Consider the following 15766-nt stretch of genomic DNA (forward strand, 5'->3'; position numbering starts at 1 on the left):
GATGCACAAGTTGCATCGGCGCCGCGCGCCCTGCCGCGATGTTCCCCCCGCTTATCGCCCTTGCGGCCTGTTCGGGCGAGCTGTCGGCGCTTGATCCCGCCGGCCCGGCAGCGGCGCGGGTCGAAACACTGTGGCAGATCATGCTTTGGAGCGCAGCCGTGATCCTCGGCGGCGTGGTCGGAATCGCGATCTACGCCGTCGCCACCAGCGGGCGAGAGCGCCACTTCTCCACCCGCCGGGTGCTGGTGGGCTGGGGGCTGGTGTTCCCGGGCGTTGTTCTCACCGCGCTGATGGGCTTTGCCTTCCTGCGCGGCGAGCAATTGCTGGCGCGGGGCGAGGACGACGAGAGCGCACTCATCCGTGTTCATGCCGAACAATGGCGCTGGCGCTTCGCCTATCCGGGCGGCGCGCAAACCATCGGCGTGCTGCACGTTCCGGCGGGCCGCGCATTCACCGTCGCGATCACCAGCAGGGACGTGATCCATTCCTTCTGGGTGCCGCGGCTGGGCGGGAAGATGGACGCCGTGCCGGGCAAGACCAACCGCCTGCGGCTGCGGGCGGACAGGCCGGGGGTCTATTACGGGCAATGCTCGGAGTATTGCGGGCCCGGCCATGCGCACATGCAGTTCCGTGTCCACGCCCATGCGCCCGCCGATTACCCCGCTGCGCTCGCCGCTGCTGCGGGTGATGCTGCCGCCGACCCGCTGCCGGTGCTCGACCAGCGCCCCGCCCCGGCGAGCGGGGTGATCGCAGACTGGGCAGACGCCGTGCGCGAAGCGGTGGGCCTCGAATGACGGACACGCCGCAGCACAACCGCGCGCTCGAACTGCATTACGCGCTGCAACCGCTCTATTCCCCGCCGCCGGGTCGGTGGGGCTTTCTGGCGGCGACCAACCACACCGTGGTCGGCACGCGTTTCATGCTGACAGCGATAGCGTTCTTCCTGGTGGGCGGCGTGCTCGCCATGCTGATCCGCGCGCAATTGGCGGGGCCGGCGACGCAGTTCCTCGATGCCGAGGTCTATGCCCAGGTCTTCACCATGCACGGCACGGTGATGATGTTCCTCTTCGCCATTCCCCTGATCGAAGGCTTTGCGCTCTACATGCTGCCCAAGCTGCTGGGCGCGCGCGACCTTGCATTCCCGCGCCTCAGCGCCTTCGGCTACTGGTGCTATCTGTTCGGCGGGCTGATCCTGCTCGCTGCGCTGCTGGCGGGTGTCGCGCCCGACAGCGGGTGGTTCATGTACACGCCGCTGTCCTCCAAGCCCTATTCCCCCGGCATCAATGCCGACATCTGGCTGGTGGGGATCACCGTGGTCGAGGTGTCGGCGGTATGCGCGGCGGTCGAGATCATGGTGACCGTGCTCAAGGTCCGTGCCCCCGGCATGGGGCTGATGCGGATGCCGCTGCTGGCGTGGTATCTGTGGGTCACGGCGGCGATGATGCTGGCCGGGTTTCCGCCGCTGATCCTCGGCTCGATCCTGCTGGAGATGGAGCGCGCCTTCGGCCTGCCGTTCTTCGATCCCACGCGCGGCGGCGACCCCTTGCTGTGGCAGCACCTGTTCTGGCTGTTCGGCCACCCCGAGGTCTACATCATCTTCCTGCCCGCTGCCGGGATCGTCTCGACCATCCTGCCGGTGTTCTGCGGGCGGCCGATGGCGGGCCACAACTGGATCATCGCCGCTCTGATCGCGCAGGCGCTGCTCAGCTTCGGCCTGTGGGCGCATCACATGTTCACCACCGGCATCCCGCACCTCAGCCTCGCGGTCTTCTCGGCGGCGAGCCTGCTGGTGGTGATCCCCACCGCGGTGCAGGTCTTCGCCTGGCTGACGACGCTGCTGAAGGGCCGCCCGGTGATGAGCCTGCCGATGCTGTGGCTGTTCGGGTTCCTGTTCGTGTTCGTCAGCGGCGGGCTGACGGGGGTGATGGTGGCGGTGGTGCCGTTCGACTGGCAGGTGCACGACACCCATTTCGTGGTCGCGCATCTGCATTACGTGCTGGTCGGCGGCTTCGTGTTTCCGGTGATCGCGGGGCTGTATTACTGGACGCCGCAATTCACCGGGCGGCGGTCTGACCGGGGGCTCGGCAAGCTCGCGTTCTGGACGGTCTTCGCCGGGTTCAACCTGACCTTCTTCGTGATGCACTGGACCGGATTGTTCGGGATGCCGCGCCGGGTCTATACCTATGCCGCGGGGCTGGGGTGGGAGGTGCCCAACCTCGTCTCCTCGATCGGCAGTTTCATTCTGGCGATCGGCTTTGCGCTGATCCTGATCGACATGCTGGTGCAGTGGCGGTTCGCCCCCCATGTGGAGCGCAACCCCTGGCAGGCCGGAACGCTCGAATGGGCGATGGCGACCCCGGTGACGGCCTACAATTTCGCCAGCCTGCCGCAGGTGACGGCACGCGATCCGCTTGCAGCCGACCCGGAACTTCCCGCGCATCTCGCCGCCGGGCAGGGCTATCTCGCCGAACCGACAGCGCCGGGGCGGCGCGAGACGCTGGCGGTGACGGCGCTGGAGGGGGAGCCTGAGCACATCATTATCCTCCCCGCGCCCAGCCTTGTGCCGCTGCTGGCCGCGCTGGCGCTGGTGGGGGCGGCGGTGTGCTTCCTGTTCGGCTTCTATGCGGGAGCGGTGGCGGGTGCCCTCGCACTGCTTGCCGCCGCCTTGCGGTGGCTGTGGATGACAGGGACGCGCGATGATCCGCGCCCGCTCGACATCGGCATGGGGCAAAGCCTGCTGCCACACCATGCCGCCGATCAGTCACCGGGCTGGTGGGGCATGGTCTTCACGCTGGTGTTCGACGCGATGCTGCTCGCCTCGCTGTTGTTCGGCTATGTCTATCTGTTGGCGGTCGCGCCGGTTCGGCCGCCTGTGCTGGTCGATCCTGATCTTGCCGTGGCGGGCCTGATCCTCGCAGGTCTGGCAGCGCTGGCGGGGGCAGAGGTGGCGGTGCAGGCCAACCGTACGGCGCGCGAGGGGCTGCGCCTCGCGGCCCTGATCGTTGTCGCAATCGGAGGCGCTGCGGCGGCGAGCGGCTTCGCGCTGATCCCGCTCTGGCTCTCCCCGCCCGCAGGCAGCCATGCCTATGCGGCCTGCGTGTTGGCCCTGTCGCTGTTCGCCGCGCTCCATGCCGGGCTGGCCGCCGTCGGCGCGATGCTTGTCGCCGCGCAATGCCGGGCGGGCTTTGTCTCGGCGTCCAAAGCCGGCGCGCTGAGAATCCTGCGGCTGTGGTGCCGGTTTGTCGGCGCGGCGGGAACGGTTGTCCTTATCGCGACCTACTTGCCGCCCTGGCTGGCACCGGCCTGAGGCGATGATAGCAACACCAACCCGGGAGCACCCGATGCCATCCAGTGCCTTGACGATCATGGCGAAAGCCGCCCTGCCGCTCGTCCTGCTGGCAGGCTGCGATGTCGGCACCAGCCCCTTCGCGACAGCCGATGATGCGCCAGTCGAATACCGCCCGCAAGAGGCAGGAACGGTGGATCACGCGCTGTGCCTGCTCGGTTTTGCGGCTGTGCCGGTGCGCAATGTCAGGCCGGGGCACCAGCTTGTCGAAGCGACGATCAACGGCGTGACCGGCGACTTCGTGCTCGATACCGGCGCGAATGTCACGGTCGTGAATGCAGCGCAGGCCGAACGGTTCGGCCTGTCGGCGGAGGGGGGAGGCGTGCTCGGCTCAGGTCCGGCCCTCTTCTCCGGGGCCTCCGGCACCGCGCGCCAGGCGCGGGTCGACAGCTTCACGCTCGGCCAGTTCGCCATCCGCCAGCGCCGGGTGCTGATAGCCGATCTTGGCCAACTGCTTGGCGTGCTGGGACAGGCCTCAGGGCGCGAGGTTTCGGGCATAATCGGGCAGGACATCCTGGAAGAACACCGCGCCATCATCGATGTGCCGCGCCCGATGCTCTATCTGATGAAGGAAGACCGCGATCCTTCGCCTGTGCCCGCGGAACGGTGCGAAGCCGCACCGCAAACCAGGTGAAGGCTTTACCCAGAGTCGTTCCCATAGGCCGGAGCAGCGGCCGGGCGGATCTGTCGGACCGCCGAATATGCCGCGACGCGCTGTTTCTGAGCACTCGGCTCCTCGTCAGCGCCGAGGAGCCGACCTACCAGCGCTGGGACGAAGCGGTTGATTGCAAGCGAAATGTTGAATGACTGCTTCTGCCCTGAGCCGACAAGGCGCATTCATTCGCGAGCCTCGGCATAGTCACAGCTAGGGGGCCTGTTCCTGATCGGCGAGTCTTGGCCAGCGCTTGGATTGCGCCGCAAGCCTGTTCTCCAGGAACATTCCCCAGCGGTGTCCGGATAGGGACGATAGGCCACAGGGCTGCTCGACTAGCGGAAAACCAGCTGGTCGAGCGCTACCTTGCCGCCGCCCATCGCGATGAGCGGCAACAGCAAGCCAGCCCACGACAGATGGGTCGGCCAGGCGTCGGGGTAGACGAAGACCTGGATCACCAGCGTCATCGTCAGCAGGGCAAGGGCCGAGAACCGGGTGAAGAGTCCCAGCACCAGCAGAACCGAGAACAGGTGTTCGGCCACAGTCGCGGAAACGGCTGCAAACTCGGGCGGGATCAAGGGCAGGGCGTATTCGAACCGGAACAGTTCGTAGGTGCTTTCCGGAATGGTGAACCACCCCTCCACCTTGGTGCGGGCCGACTGGTAGAAGATCGCGGCGATCCCCAGCCGCTGAACCAGCAGCAACAAGGAAAGCGGAAGCAAAGTGCCGAGCGTGGCCTGGAACTTCGCGATCGGATTGTCCGGCATGGCCGGAGTAGCGCCGGAGTTTGGTGCGGCATCGGTCATCGCGGGGTGCATCACTTCATCCTTTCAGTTGGCGAGCGCGGCAAAGGCGCCGCAATTGACAAGTCGGCCGAAACCGGCCCCGATATCGGCATCCGGGTAAAGCGAGGCGGCGGCCTGCGCGGCCGCCCCCAGCGTTTCTCCCATCCGCATCCCGGCGAGCAGGCGGTGGCTGGGGGAATCGAGTTCAAGGCCGCACACCGCGACGCCCGGACGGGCAAAGATGGCGCCTCCTGATCGCCACTCCGGGGCAAATTCACCCTCCAGCCCCTGCTGATGGGCCAGCCAGATCGCCATGGCCGGCGTCGTGAACCAGCCGAAGCGCGTGGCCGGATGGGGCTTCAGCCGCAGCGCCAGCAGCCGTTCGGGCGTCAGCGCAGCGAGCGCATCGCCTTCGAGCACGGGCGCATCCGGGGCGAACAGCGCTTGGCAGTGCAGTTGCTCGCAGCGAGCGACATCAACAAGATAGGGCAGCTCGCGGCTCGCGCCTTGCTGCGCCAGCCAGTCGGGGAATTCCTGGCCATAGAGCGCCAGGACCGGCCCCTGAGGCGGATTGGCGCGCGCGAAGGCAAGCGCCAGCGCCTCGAAGCTGCGCGGGCCGACGATTTCGCGGGTTACCGGGTAATTCGCCGCCAGCGCATCGAGCGCACCGAGCAACACCGTGTTGACATAGACCTGAACGGGTGAGGCGGCGAGCGTCGGCTGCGCCAACTGGTCAGCAAATTGCCTCTGGAAGGCGGCAAGCTCAGGCATCGTCTCTCTCCTCGATCGTGGCGGCCGCGATGGCTTGAGCGGCTCTGTGTTGTTCGCGCAGCAACGCGGCGAATGGGGGCACGTCGCGATCCCGTTCGATCAGCACCGGGCGTGGTCCATGTGCGGCGAAGAAGCCTTCGAGCAGCCCCCAGACCGGTTCGCCGACGGGGGCATCATGGCTGTCGATCAGCAGATCCAATGCGGCATCGGGACTGTGCCCGGCGATGTGGATCTCGCCCACCGCGGCGCCCGGGAAGGCGGCGAGATAGGCATGGGGATCGAACCCGAGATTGGCTGCGCTGACATGGACGTTGTTGAGATCGAGCAGCAGGCCGCAGCCGGTCCTGCGGGCCAGTTCGACCAGAAATTCGGTCTCGCTCCACTCGTGACCCTCGAGCGCGAGATAATGCGAGGGGTTCTCGATCAGCAGCTGCCGGCCCAGCAGGGACTGCGCGAAATCGATGTTGCGGCAGACGGTTTCCAGCGCCTCGCTGGTGCGCGGAAAGGGCAGCAGGTCGGGGTAGCTCCGGCCATCCATCCGCGACCAGGCAAGATGTTCGGAAATCAGGAACGGCTCGAATCGCCCGATCAGCGCCTTGAACGCGGCGAGATGCTCGACATCGGGCAATTCATGGCCCGCGAGCGACATGCCGACCCCGTGCAGCGACAGCGGCCGGGCGGCGCGGGCCTCGTCGAGCATGGAAAGGCGGGGGCCGCCTGCGACCATGTAGTTCTCGGCATGGACCTCGAACCACAATCCCGCCGCCGGCGAGGCCAGGGCCTCGGCGATATGGCTGGCCTTGAGGCCCACGCCGGCGGTCGGAATCATGGCCGGTCAACCTGGCCAGGTGGCCGCAGCCTCAGCGGGCCTTGGGGGTCAGCGACCCCGTCCCGTTGGGCGTGCGAATCTTGGTGCAGGTGCCCTTGTCGACGTACTTCCAGGCATTGCCCTGATAGTCGCGGCGCGAGGTTCCCGCACAGCTGGTGCCGGGACCGGCGGCGCAGTCGTTCTTGCCGGCCTTGGCGATGCCGTAGCACTTTTCCTTGTTGGGCTGGTGCGGCACGGGGCCCGCGTGGGCCACGCCGCCCAGCAGCATCGCCGCCAGTGCGGTCGCGGCGAGGGTCGTCTGGTTCTTCATGGTCATTTCCTTTCAATAGGTTGCAAGACCCCTTTCGGGGCGGCGTCCTGTCCTCCGGGGGGATAGGGGCTTGGGACAGGACGCCGCGGATGCCGGCGCAAGGGTCAGGGCGCCGGCACCGGTTCCTGGCCTTGACGATCACATCTGGTGGAAGACGTCCGAGCTGAGCAGCACGGCGGGTTCGGTGCCTTCGTTGATCCACCAGTGCGAGATCCCGTCCGCCTCGCGCGCGATGTCGCCGGCGCGGTGGACGATCGGCACCGCGCAGCTGCTGCGATGTTCGGTGATCTGGCCGCTGATGGTGATGATCAGCGCCGGACGATCCTTGTGGCCGTGCATCGGGACGATGCCGCCGGGCTGGACGACGAGGCGGCGGGTCCGCAGCAGGCGGCCCTTGACGCCGATTTCATCGCCCAGGTCGATCGAGCCGATCACGGTGTCGGTCACGTCCTTGGGCATGGTCGGCGCGCCGCGCAGAGCGGTGGCGGCGGGCACTTCCATGCCCTGCGGGCAATCGGCAGCCTGGGCCGGAGCGGCAAAGGCGAAGGGTGCAGCAAGCACCAGAGCGGAAACGAGTGTCTTCTTGGACATCATGGCAATCCTTGTTCGAGGCGTCTGGCCTCAGGGAAAACGGGTGGCGAGAGTTTGCCCCTCGACGCTTCCAGTTTCCCCGCGGGGACCGCTCCTTTCCAATCGGATTGCCGCATCGAAGCCATGCCGACCGCGCATGGAGAGCCGCGCCATAACGGCGCTGCATCGAAGGGCAAACCAATCGGCATTTCAGCTGGCGAGCGGGATTCCGCAGTTTCTGAGGGCCACTTCAATCGAGGATCGCCTCATGACTTCCCCCCAGACCGCCTCTCACGTCACCACTCCCCGTCCGCTCAAAGGCCAGCTGGCGCTTGTCACGGGTTCGACCAGCGGCATCGGGCTCGGCATCGCCCGGGCTCTCGCCGGCGCCGGTGCGAATGTGATCCTCAACGGTTTCGGATCGCCCGACGATATCGCCGCGACGATCGCCTCGCTCCAGGAACTGGGTGTCACTGTCGAACATGATGCCTCCGACCTCCTGAGCGCCCAGGGCGCCGCGGCGATGGTCGAGGGTGCGATCCAGCGCCACGGCCGGATCGACGTTCTGGTCAACAATGCCGGGATCCAGCACGTCAGCCCGATCGAGACTTTTCCGGTCGATCGCTGGGATGCGATCCAGGCGCTGAACCTTGGCGCGGCGTTCCACACCATCCGGGCCGCTATGCCCGCGATGAAGGCGGCGCGGTCCGGGCGGATCATCAACGTGGCGTCGGCCCACGGGCTGGTCGCGTCCCCCTACAAGAGCGCATACGTCGCCGCCAAGCACGGCGTGCTCGGCCTCACGAAGACCGTTGCGCTCGAAGCTGCGCGCGAAGGCATCACCTGCAACGCGATCTGCCCGGGCTATGTCTGGACCCCGCTGGTCGAGCATCAGGTCGCCGACACGGCGAAGGCACGCGGCCTGACCGAAAAGCAGGTGATCGAGGATGTCCTGCTCGCCGCACAGCCAAGCAAGCGCTTCGCGACGGTCGAGGAAGTCGGCGCGCTGGCGCTGTTCCTTGCGAGCCCTCTGGCCGCGTCGATCAACGGCGCAGCCATCCCGATCGACGGCGGATGGACCGCGCAGTAAGATGGTCAGCACCTCTACGCCGAACGGATCGCGCGTGGTTATCATCGGAGCCGGGTTCGGCGGGCTTGCTGCGGTTCAGGCGCTCGCCAGTGCTCCGGTTGCGATCACCCTGATCGACCAGCGCAACCACCATCTGTTCCAGCCGCTGCTGTATCAGGTCGCCACCGCCGCGCTGTCGCCGGCGGACATTGCCGGGCCGATCCGCTCGATCCTGGCCGGTCAGGACAATGTGCGCGTGTTGCTCGACACCGTCGTCGGGATCGATCGTGACCGGCGCGAGGTGCTGCTGGCGAGCGGCAGGCGCGCGGGATATGACTGGCTGATCATCGCGACCGGCGCGCGCCACAGCTATTTCGGGCGCGATGAATGGGCGGCCTATGCGCCCGGCATCAAATCGATCGAGGATGCGACCGCCGTGCGGCGCAAGGTGCTGCTGGCGCTGGAACGCGCCGAAAGCGAAGACGAGCCTGACCGGCGCAAGGCCTTGCTGACCTTTGTGCTTATCGGCGGCGGCCCGACCGGGGTCGAGATGGCCGGCGCGATCGCCGAACTGGCGCATCGATCGGTCAGCCGCGATTTCCGATCGATCACGCCGCATTGCTCGAAGGTGATCCTCATCAACCGGGGGCCGCGCCTGCTCGAGACCTTTCCCGAGGAGCTTTCCGCCGCGGCGCTCGCCGATCTCGAGCGGCTTGGCGTGGACGTGCGCCTGTCGACCGAGGTCGATCACATCGACGCCGAGAAAGTGGTTGCCGGAGGGGAGACCATCCGCACCCATACGGCAATCTGGGCCGCCGGGGTCGTCGGCTCTCCTGCCGCGCGCTGGATTGGCGCCGAGGCGGACCATGCGGGCCGAGTCAAGGTCGACCACACGCTCCACCCGGCAGGCGAGAGCCGCATCTTGGTGATCGGCGATACTGCCAGCTGCACGGGGGCCGACGGCCGGCCATTGCCCGGGATCGCGCCGGTTGCAAAGCAGCAGGGGCGGTATGCCGCCCGGACGATCATCGCCGAAATCGCAGGTCGGCCGACGCGCCCGTTCCGTTACCGCCACTACGGCAACCTCGCGACGATCGGACGCAGCCACGCCGTGGCCGATCTGGGCCGCATGAAGCTTCGCGGCATGTCGGCATGGCTGCTGTGGTCGACCGTGCACGTCTACTTTCTGGTCGGGTTCCGCAGCCGCTTCGTCGTTGGCCTCAATCTGATCTGGAATTACCTTACCTTCGCCCGCCACGCCCGGCTGATCACGGGTGATCTCGATCACACCGGTCCGTCCCCAGCCCCGCGCATCACAGATGGAGAAAGCTATGTTCAAGCTGCATGACGAACTTGCCGAGCGCGGCCAGATTGTCCTGGTGTTCCAGGGCGGCGGAGCGCTGGGAGCCTATCAGGCCGGTGTCTACCAGGCGTTGCACGAGGCGGGCATCGAACCCGACTGGGTGATCGGCACCTCGATCGGTGCGGTCAATGCCGCATTGATCGCCGGCGCGCCCAGGAGCGAGCGGGTCGCGCGGCTCGACGAATTCTGGAGCCGGGTCTCGAACGGCAAGTTCATGGGCCTTCCGGTGCCCGACTGGATCGGGCTGCCGATGCGCAACATGATGACCATCACCAGCGGCCTGTCATCCTTCTTCCGCCCACGGCCTCTGGCCTTCGCCAATCCCTTCCTTCCGCTCGGCGCCGAATCCTCGGCCTATTACTCGGTCGAACCGCTGCGCGAACTGCTCGGCGAGCTGATCGATTTCGGTCGGATCAATTCGGGACCGATGCGGCTTTCGGTCGGCGCAGCCAAGGTCCAGTCCGCAGAGATGGTCTATTTCGACAGCCGGGATGCGGCGATCTGCCTCGAACACGTGCTGGCATCGGGCGCGCTGCCCCCTGCCTTTCCGGCGGTCCGGATCGACGGAGAACTCTACTGGGATGGCGGAATTCTGTCCAACACGCCGGTCGAAGCGGTGTTCGACGACAATCCGCGCAGGAGCGGGACGGTCTTTGCCGTGCACCTGTGGAACCCGCACGGACCCGAACCCGACTCGATCTGGCAAGTGATGAACCGCCAGAAGGACCTTCAGTATTCCAGCCGGGCAGCGCAGAACATCAAGCGTCAGCACCAGCTCCACCGCTTGCGCCATGTGGTCACCGAGCTCGCAGCACTCGTGCCCGACGGTGCTGCATCGCCCGAACGGCTCGCCGAACTGCGCAGCTATGGTTGCAGCACCCGGATGGATGTGATCCGTCTTCTGGCGCCCTCGCTCGATAACGAGGATCATTCCAAGGATATCGACTTCAGCCCCGACGGCATCCGTCTGCGTCGCGAGGCCGGGTATCGCCACACGCTCGATGCGCTCGAACAGGCGCCATGGCGGCGGGGGAGCGGGCCGCTGGACGGGCTGGTCCTGCACGAGATCTGCGGAGGTGAGATGATCCATGGCGATAACGCCAAATAGACCCACCAGTATTCATGGCATGGCGATCTGCTAGAAGGCGGGTCTGCAGGAGTCGGACATGACCCATCCCTTGATTGCAGCGCTCGACGACACGTTCCAGAAAGTCCGGAGCAAGGATTGGCCGCTGAGTGACCGCCTTCGTGCAATTGCCGAAGAAGTGCGTCTGCGCAGTCCGGAGTTCGCCGATGCGGTCGACACCTTCGTTGGCCGGCTTGAAGCCGCGCGCGCGGGGACCGGAGCGCCCCAGGTCGGCGACCTCATGCCGGGTTTCACGATGCCCGATCAGGACGGCACGCTCATCAGCCTTGATGAGATATTGGAGCGCGGCCCGGCGGTTCTGGCCTTTCATCGCGGGCACTGGTGCCCCTATTGCCGCCTCAACATGGTCGGGCTCGCCGAGATTCAGGGCCAGTTGGGCGATGCACGGATTTATGCGATCTCGGCCGAACTTCAGCCCTATACGCGCAAGTTGCGCGCAGAATCCGGTGCCCGCTTTCCGTTCCTGACCGATATTGATGGGGGCTATGCGCTGGCGGCAGGACTGGTGATCTGGGTCGACGAGGTGATGTCCGCGATGATCGCCGGGGCCGGATGGGATATCCCTGGCTACCAGGGCGGTGCAGGCTGGCTGCTGCCGGTGCCCTCGGTCTTCATCCTCGACCGGGACGGGATCGTCCGCACCCGCCATGTCGATCCCGACTACCGTCGGCGGATGGGGCTGGATTCGATCGTCGCCGGCGTGCGGGCTCTGGCGGATTGAAGGTTCGAGCGCCGGCTTGCTTTGCCGGCTGCCCCGCTATCATTTGGCGAGGCGCGCTTCCCAATCCGCAGCCCGGACCAGCCCCAGCAGCGCGGCCGCCTCGCGCGAGCGGGCACGGCCGGCGATCGAATAGACGGCAACCGTCCGCCGCAGATCGATCCCCGGGCAAGGCATGTGCCTCAGCCCGCTCGAGCGGAAGCTGCTGCGCGGCAGGATTGCGACACCGAACTTGGCCTCGACAAGGGCTTCAAGATCGCGGTTGCAGTTGACCTGGTGGGCGTCGTCGAACCGCATCCCCCATGCCTCGAGCGAGGCCGCATTGATCTCGGCACCATCTTCCAGCGCGTGAACCAGCAGTCGCGAGCGCTGCAACAGTTCGACCTGCAGATCGACGTCGTTAATGGTCGAAAGGGTGTGATCATTGGCGATCACGAGATCGAAGGATTCGCTGAACATGGGCCAGGCATTGAGCCGGTCCCAATTGTCGCCGAGCGGTCCGCCGAATGCGATCTCGATGTCGCCGGCCTTCAGCCATTCGGCGATGTCCTTGCCGCCGCCGCGCCGGATCACGAGCTGGAGCCCGGGAAAGGCGCGCTGCAGCTCGGACAGGGCGAACAGCAGGACTTCGACATCAAGGGTCTGCGACACGCCGATCGACAGGCTCGAGATGTCCCCGGCCCTGACCTTGGCGGCGAGCGCCTTGGCGCCCTGCGCGCTTTCATAACATTGGGTCAGCGGCGGCAGCATCCTTGCCCCAAGATCGGTCAGGTGACTGAGGCGCCCTTCGCGGCGGATCAATTCGCCGCCCAGTTCCTGCTCGAGCTGCTTGATCGCGCGGGTCAGCGCGGGCTGGGTGACGTTGCATGCCTCGGCCGCGCGCGTGAAGTTGAGTGTTTTCGCTACTGCCAGAAAATAGCGGACCTGCTGCATTTCCATAGTGCCGCCTCCCCCGAGCGGTATCCTTGAACGGAATTCACCCTAGCGAGCAATCGACCCTATGAGTCGTCTTTTGCGCAATTCCGCACTCGCGAGCAAGCCTGCTGCAATGGTGAGCGCCATGGTAGCGATCGCAAGCCAGGCGTGCGGCTGCAGCCAGGGCAAGCCGGCAAGGATCAGGTTGTCGTTGCCGCCGGGGATCAGCGCGCTGCCGAGCCCCATCAGCGCCCCGCCTGCAAGGCAGGTGGCTGCGCGCCGCGGCAAGAACTGGAAAGCGGTTGCCGATCGCCAACCTCCCAGAACAGCGCCGCCAAGCAATGCAAGCAAAAGCAGGACATTGTCGATCCCGGGCAACCCGGTCCCATGGGCCGACCGCGTCAGCGCCTCGGTGTATGTCCAGGGCCCCGCCACCACGACCAGAGCGACAAAGGCGACGCCGATCGCGATGGTGGCGTGGCGGTGGTTCCACAGCGTGCCGATCGGCAATCGGGAGCGGCGGACCTCGCGGCATTCGCGCAAGCTGACCAGCAGGCTGCCGGCAAACAGCACCAGCAGCGCGGCGATTGCCGGGCCAGAGACCGGCGCAGGGGAGATGCCCTTGACCACCGGCCCCGCCAGTGCGGCGTGGAGCAGGCTGCCGAGAAAGAAGCCCGGCGGGGTCAGCAGGAAGTGAAGCTCGCGGTTGCCGATCCGCGCAATCGCGCCGAAGACACAGGCACCGTTGAGCCATGCCCCGAGCCCGAGCATCGCCCCTCCCAGCATCACCGTTGCGCCCGCCGGGTAGCTCGGACTGGCATTGAAGCCCAGTCCGGCAGCAGTTGCCGCCAGACCCAGCGCCGCCACCCACAAGCTGCATTCGAGCAGCGCAAGCGCGCGTCCGCCGCGTCCTTCGTCAAGCAACTGGCGGACCGCCGCGACCATGCAGGTCCCGCCGCGCTGGATCGAGAAGCCCATCATCGCGGCGCAGCATATCGCGACCGCCAGGATCGCGGGATGGTCCGGGTCGATCACGCCGCCAGCCATGCCAGCCCCCTCCTCACCCGAGCAGCTCAGCGCCCGGTGGCGGCGCTGGCGATGGACAGAGCGACTTCGCTCGCCATCTTGAACTGCGGGCCCTTGTCGGTGATCGCATAGCGATCGGCGATGTAGGCAAAATCCGTCCACGCCACCCAGACGCTGCCGTCAGCCTCCTCGAGCACCAGCATCCGCACCGGCCAGTCGAGTCCGGCATAGGGGTTCGATTGCAGGAACTGCACACCGAGCGGCGGGTTGCCGAACAGCACCAGCGTGGAGCGTGCCGTCTTGAGATCGGCCTGCGCGCCAAGGCCCGACTGGTCGATCGCGTCGAAGAAGCGAATGCCCTTGGCCTGGACATCCGCCTTGAGCCGGACCAGCGTCTCGTCGAAGCTGTTGGCGCTCTTCAGGCGTACGACGCCGGCCGCCGGGGCCACCATCCGGGTGGCGCCGCCCTCTTGCGTCTGGGCAGCAACGGCCCCCGGGACGGCGACAATCGCGGCAGTCACGAGCGCAAGAATTGCGCGAAATTTTGGGGGCATATGGAGTTCCCTTCCGGAATGATTTGATGTCCGGTTTTTGTCATTCTGCCGCGGCTGGCTCAAATGCAGTTGGCGAATGGAATCCATGACGGATGCACATCACGGCGCGGCGGCGCCGTTCCGGCTGCATCGATCCGATGCAATCCCGGCATTTTCTATGCGGACATCGGAGGGGCAGAGTGAGGGCCTCGAACCGAGAGGAGATTGCCATGACGATGCGAACCGTAATTGCGGCAGGAACGTCCTGCCCAGCCGGACCGGCAAAGAAGACCGGCCCGCATATCCCGGCCAAAGGCAGCCTGCGCCCCGAACTCGCGGCATATTTTGTGTTGCCGGAGAAGCGCGCGTTCGCCGTGAAGGAAACCGCAAGACGGGGTGTCCTTGCCGATTTGTCATTCGATCGGGGATGCGACTGAAGGGTGCAAAGTGGCAAATGACTGATAAAGCAGTCTCGAAGCGCAAGATGCCTGCGGAATAGCCTCAAGGGGCGACACCGATGTCCGGGCGGGGCAACTCGTCCGCCCGCGTTGCCCCCTGCCTTCGATCAAGCGCAACCTTTGCAGGGGCCTCATCCGTTACAAGTAACCAATTCCCTCATCGGATATGCCCTTCGCTCGACAGACAAGCAGGGCCTCACCGCCCGTGCCACGCAATGTTGTGGCATTGTGGAGCCGGTTCCCCACTTCGGTCTCATGACCCAGTCAGGCGATAGGGCTGCTTATGCGGAACGGGTTGTCGGAACCCAATCGGACCAACCGGCGATAATGCCAAGTCCCGTTCCTGCGCGTGATGTTCGGGACGCGTGACAGGGTCAGGGTCTCCCGTCGTGGCTCCCTGACGAGGTACCATTGCGTGATGCCAGACCGGGTTCTCCGATCAGAAAACCTTTTTGATTTAGGCGGTTCTTCCATTCCTGGCTAGGTATCCTTCCGCCCCAGCCAGTTCCCCTGAACCCTTGGTCGATCTCGCCCCGGCGGCGGGCGCGTGGCGTTCGGCGGCCCACTTCAAAACCCTTGCGCTTTGTGCTTGAAGCGCATGAGGAAACGCCGGGCGCGTGGCAGGACGCCGGCCAACGGGGCTTGAAACGAGGGCATGCTGAAGCGCATTCTCGACTACCATTCGGGCCGAGCCATCGCGCTGTGCAGGCTTGGGCTTGCCCTGGTGTTCCTGCTTGTCCTCCACGCCGATCCCGATCAGCCGGTGCGCAATCCGGCCGAGGGCCTTGTCGTCCTCTCCGGCTATGCGGCGCTCTCGCTCGCGCTGCTGGCGGCGGTCTGGAACAGCTGGTGGCTCGACGTCACGCTGCGGCTCCCGGCGCTGGTGCTCGACTGGGCGGTGTTCCTGATCGCGATCTACCTCACCGAAAGCGGGTCGACCGATTTCACCAGCCCGTTCCTGTCGTCCTTCATCTTCATCATCCTGACCGCCACGGTGCGCTGGGGGTGGTCGGGCATGGCGATCGTCGCCGCCCTGCTGAGCGTGAGCTATCTCGCTGCCGGGGCATGGCTCGACTGGATCGGCCTCGATGTCGAACTCTACCGCTTCGGCCGGCGCGGCACCTACATGATCCTGCTGTCGCTGATCCTGGTGTGGTTCGGCCTCCAGCGCCGGGTGCGCGCGGTCGCCCGCCTCGACCTTGCGAGCGAGACCACCGGCGCGCTGCCGGTCGGCGAAATCGCCGCCTATGCGATGGCGGAGACCGGCTCGCCCC

At 66.3% G+C, this 15766-nt stretch carries 17 protein-coding genes; 9 read left to right on the forward strand and 8 right to left on the reverse strand.

What is annotated here, in order from left to right; genetic code table 11:
* Positions 1-38 precede the first annotated feature (38 nt).
* From coxB to AX692_RS03615, 3 genes are read left to right on the forward strand one after another with little or no spacing between them, the layout of a single operon-like run.
* A complete protein-coding gene (gene coxB / locus AX692_RS03605) occupies positions 39-794 on the forward strand; it encodes a cytochrome c oxidase subunit II (RefSeq protein ID WP_073975387.1) in 756 nt (251 codons plus the stop codon).
* Positions 791-3307 (forward strand): cytochrome c oxidase subunit I, encoded by a 2517-nt coding sequence (gene ctaD / locus AX692_RS03610; protein WP_073977004.1) that lies wholly within the window; start codon positions 791-793, stop codon positions 3305-3307. Before coxB ends, ctaD begins: the two co-directional genes overlap by 4 nt.
* A 34-nt stretch (positions 3308-3341) precedes the next feature.
* Positions 3342-3980 (forward strand): retropepsin-like aspartic protease family protein, encoded by a 639-nt coding sequence (locus AX692_RS03615; RefSeq protein WP_196490062.1) that lies wholly within the window; start codon positions 3342-3344, stop codon positions 3978-3980.
* A 353-nt stretch (positions 3981-4333) separates the two neighbouring features.
* Here the strand turns inward: AX692_RS03615 and AX692_RS03620 are convergent, their stop codons facing one another.
* From AX692_RS03620 to AX692_RS03640, 5 genes are all read right to left on the reverse strand, one after another.
* Positions 4334-4765: a DoxX family protein gene (locus AX692_RS03620; RefSeq protein WP_073976003.1), complete on the reverse strand. Its 432-nt coding sequence runs from the start codon at positions 4763-4765 to the stop codon at positions 4334-4336.
* Between the two features lie 63 nt (positions 4766-4828).
* Positions 4829-5554 (reverse strand): DNA-binding domain-containing protein, encoded by a 726-nt coding sequence (locus tag AX692_RS03625; protein ID WP_073975989.1) that lies wholly within the window; start codon positions 5552-5554, stop codon positions 4829-4831.
* Complete coding sequence (locus tag AX692_RS03630) at positions 5547-6383, reverse strand: DUF692 domain-containing protein (RefSeq protein WP_073975990.1); 837 nt, start codon at positions 6381-6383, stop codon at positions 5547-5549. The genes AX692_RS03625 and AX692_RS03630 overlap by 8 nt, the downstream gene beginning before the upstream one ends.
* Before the next feature lie 31 nt (positions 6384-6414).
* Complete coding sequence (locus AX692_RS03635) at positions 6415-6693, reverse strand: DUF2282 domain-containing protein (protein ID WP_073976004.1); 279 nt, start codon at positions 6691-6693, stop codon at positions 6415-6417.
* A gap of 138 nt (positions 6694-6831) precedes the next feature.
* The gene (locus AX692_RS03640; protein WP_073976005.1) at positions 6832-7284 is read right to left on the reverse strand and encodes a cupin domain-containing protein; all 453 of its coding nucleotides are present in this window, start codon (positions 7282-7284) and stop codon (positions 6832-6834) included.
* A gap of 247 nt (positions 7285-7531) precedes the next feature.
* Between AX692_RS03640 and AX692_RS03645 the strand changes: the two genes are divergently transcribed.
* From AX692_RS03645 to AX692_RS03660, 4 genes are read left to right on the forward strand one after another with little or no spacing between them, the layout of a single operon-like run.
* Entirely contained in the window at positions 7532-8353 is an 822-nt protein-coding gene (locus AX692_RS03645) for a 3-hydroxybutyrate dehydrogenase (protein WP_073975991.1), read from the forward strand.
* A 1-nt stretch (position 8354) separates the two neighbouring features.
* Positions 8355-9680 carry an NAD(P)/FAD-dependent oxidoreductase gene (locus AX692_RS03650; RefSeq protein ID WP_081095117.1) on the forward strand — a complete coding sequence of 442 codons (1326 nt, stop codon included), beginning with the start codon at positions 8355-8357 and terminating at the stop codon, positions 9678-9680.
* Positions 9664-10803 carry a patatin-like phospholipase family protein gene (locus tag AX692_RS03655; protein WP_073975992.1) on the forward strand — a complete coding sequence of 380 codons (1140 nt, stop codon included), beginning with the start codon at positions 9664-9666 and terminating at the stop codon, positions 10801-10803. The genes AX692_RS03650 and AX692_RS03655 overlap by 17 nt, the downstream gene beginning before the upstream one ends.
* Positions 10804-10861: 58 nt before the next feature.
* Positions 10862-11563 carry a peroxiredoxin-like family protein gene (locus AX692_RS03660; RefSeq protein WP_073975993.1) on the forward strand — a complete coding sequence of 234 codons (702 nt, stop codon included), beginning with the start codon at positions 10862-10864 and terminating at the stop codon, positions 11561-11563.
* 39 nt (positions 11564-11602) lie between these two features.
* Here the strand turns inward: AX692_RS03660 and AX692_RS03665 are convergent, their stop codons facing one another.
* The 3 genes from AX692_RS03665 to AX692_RS03675 are packed head-to-tail and all read right to left on the reverse strand — an operon-like array spanning position 11603 to position 14022.
* The gene (locus tag AX692_RS03665) at positions 11603-12499 is read right to left on the reverse strand and encodes a LysR family transcriptional regulator (protein WP_073975994.1); all 897 of its coding nucleotides are present in this window, start codon (positions 12497-12499) and stop codon (positions 11603-11605) included.
* A 42-nt stretch (positions 12500-12541) separates the two neighbouring features.
* Complete coding sequence (locus AX692_RS03670) at positions 12542-13522, reverse strand: YeeE/YedE thiosulfate transporter family protein (protein ID WP_073975995.1); 981 nt, start codon at positions 13520-13522, stop codon at positions 12542-12544.
* 26 nt (positions 13523-13548) lie between these two features.
* Positions 13549-14022 carry a DUF302 domain-containing protein gene (locus AX692_RS03675; protein ID WP_196490060.1) on the reverse strand — a complete coding sequence of 158 codons (474 nt, stop codon included), beginning with the start codon at positions 14020-14022 and terminating at the stop codon, positions 13549-13551.
* 242 nt (positions 14023-14264) lie between these two features.
* Between AX692_RS03675 and AX692_RS19475 the strand changes: the two genes are divergently transcribed.
* Positions 14265-14471 carry a hypothetical protein gene (locus tag AX692_RS19475; RefSeq protein WP_155644956.1) on the forward strand — a complete coding sequence of 69 codons (207 nt, stop codon included), beginning with the start codon at positions 14265-14267 and terminating at the stop codon, positions 14469-14471.
* A gap of 676 nt (positions 14472-15147) precedes the next feature.
* Positions 15148-15766, forward strand: a 619-nt coding sequence (locus tag AX692_RS03680; RefSeq protein ID WP_155646253.1) for a hypothetical protein, incomplete at its 3' end; no start/stop codon positions are given.

Source organism: Erythrobacter donghaensis (genome assembly GCF_001557325.1).
In the GTDB taxonomy this organism is placed as follows: domain Bacteria; phylum Pseudomonadota; class Alphaproteobacteria; order Sphingomonadales; family Sphingomonadaceae; genus Erythrobacter; species Erythrobacter donghaensis_B.

What these genes read in the sequence shown, in the direction of transcription:
- coxB (WP_073975387.1), top strand. Translation starts at nt 39, where the DNA reads ATGTTCCCCCCGCTTATCGCCCTTGCGGCCTGTTCGGGCGAGCTGTCG.
- ctaD (WP_073977004.1), top strand. Translation starts at nt 791, where the DNA reads ATGACGGACACGCCGCAGCACAACCGCGCGCTCGAACTGCATTACGCG.
- AX692_RS03615 (WP_196490062.1), top strand. Translation starts at nt 3,342, where the DNA reads ATGCCATCCAGTGCCTTGACGATCATGGCGAAAGCCGCCCTGCCGCTC.
- AX692_RS03620 (WP_073976003.1), bottom strand. Translation starts at nt 4,765, where the DNA reads ATGCCGGACAATCCGATCGCGAAGTTCCAGGCCACGCTCGGCACTTTG.
- AX692_RS03625 (WP_073975989.1), bottom strand. Translation starts at nt 5,554, where the DNA reads ATGCCTGAGCTTGCCGCCTTCCAGAGGCAATTTGCTGACCAGTTGGCG.
- AX692_RS03630 (WP_073975990.1), bottom strand. Translation starts at nt 6,383, where the DNA reads ATGATTCCGACCGCCGGCGTGGGCCTCAAGGCCAGCCATATCGCCGAG.
- AX692_RS03635 (WP_073976004.1), bottom strand. Translation starts at nt 6,693, where the DNA reads ATGAAGAACCAGACGACCCTCGCCGCGACCGCACTGGCGGCGATGCTG.
- AX692_RS03640 (WP_073976005.1), bottom strand. Translation starts at nt 7,284, where the DNA reads ATGTCCAAGAAGACACTCGTTTCCGCTCTGGTGCTTGCTGCACCCTTC.
- AX692_RS03645 (WP_073975991.1), top strand. Translation starts at nt 7,532, where the DNA reads ATGACTTCCCCCCAGACCGCCTCTCACGTCACCACTCCCCGTCCGCTC.
- AX692_RS03650 (WP_081095117.1), top strand. Translation starts at nt 8,355, where the DNA reads ATGGTCAGCACCTCTACGCCGAACGGATCGCGCGTGGTTATCATCGGA.
- AX692_RS03655 (WP_073975992.1), top strand. Translation starts at nt 9,664, where the DNA reads ATGTTCAAGCTGCATGACGAACTTGCCGAGCGCGGCCAGATTGTCCTG.
- AX692_RS03660 (WP_073975993.1), top strand. Translation starts at nt 10,862, where the DNA reads ATGACCCATCCCTTGATTGCAGCGCTCGACGACACGTTCCAGAAAGTC.
- AX692_RS03665 (WP_073975994.1), bottom strand. Translation starts at nt 12,499, where the DNA reads ATGGAAATGCAGCAGGTCCGCTATTTTCTGGCAGTAGCGAAAACACTC.
- AX692_RS03670 (WP_073975995.1), bottom strand. Translation starts at nt 13,522, where the DNA reads ATGGCTGGCGGCGTGATCGACCCGGACCATCCCGCGATCCTGGCGGTC.
- AX692_RS19475 (WP_155644956.1), top strand. Translation starts at nt 14,265, where the DNA reads ATGACGATGCGAACCGTAATTGCGGCAGGAACGTCCTGCCCAGCCGGA.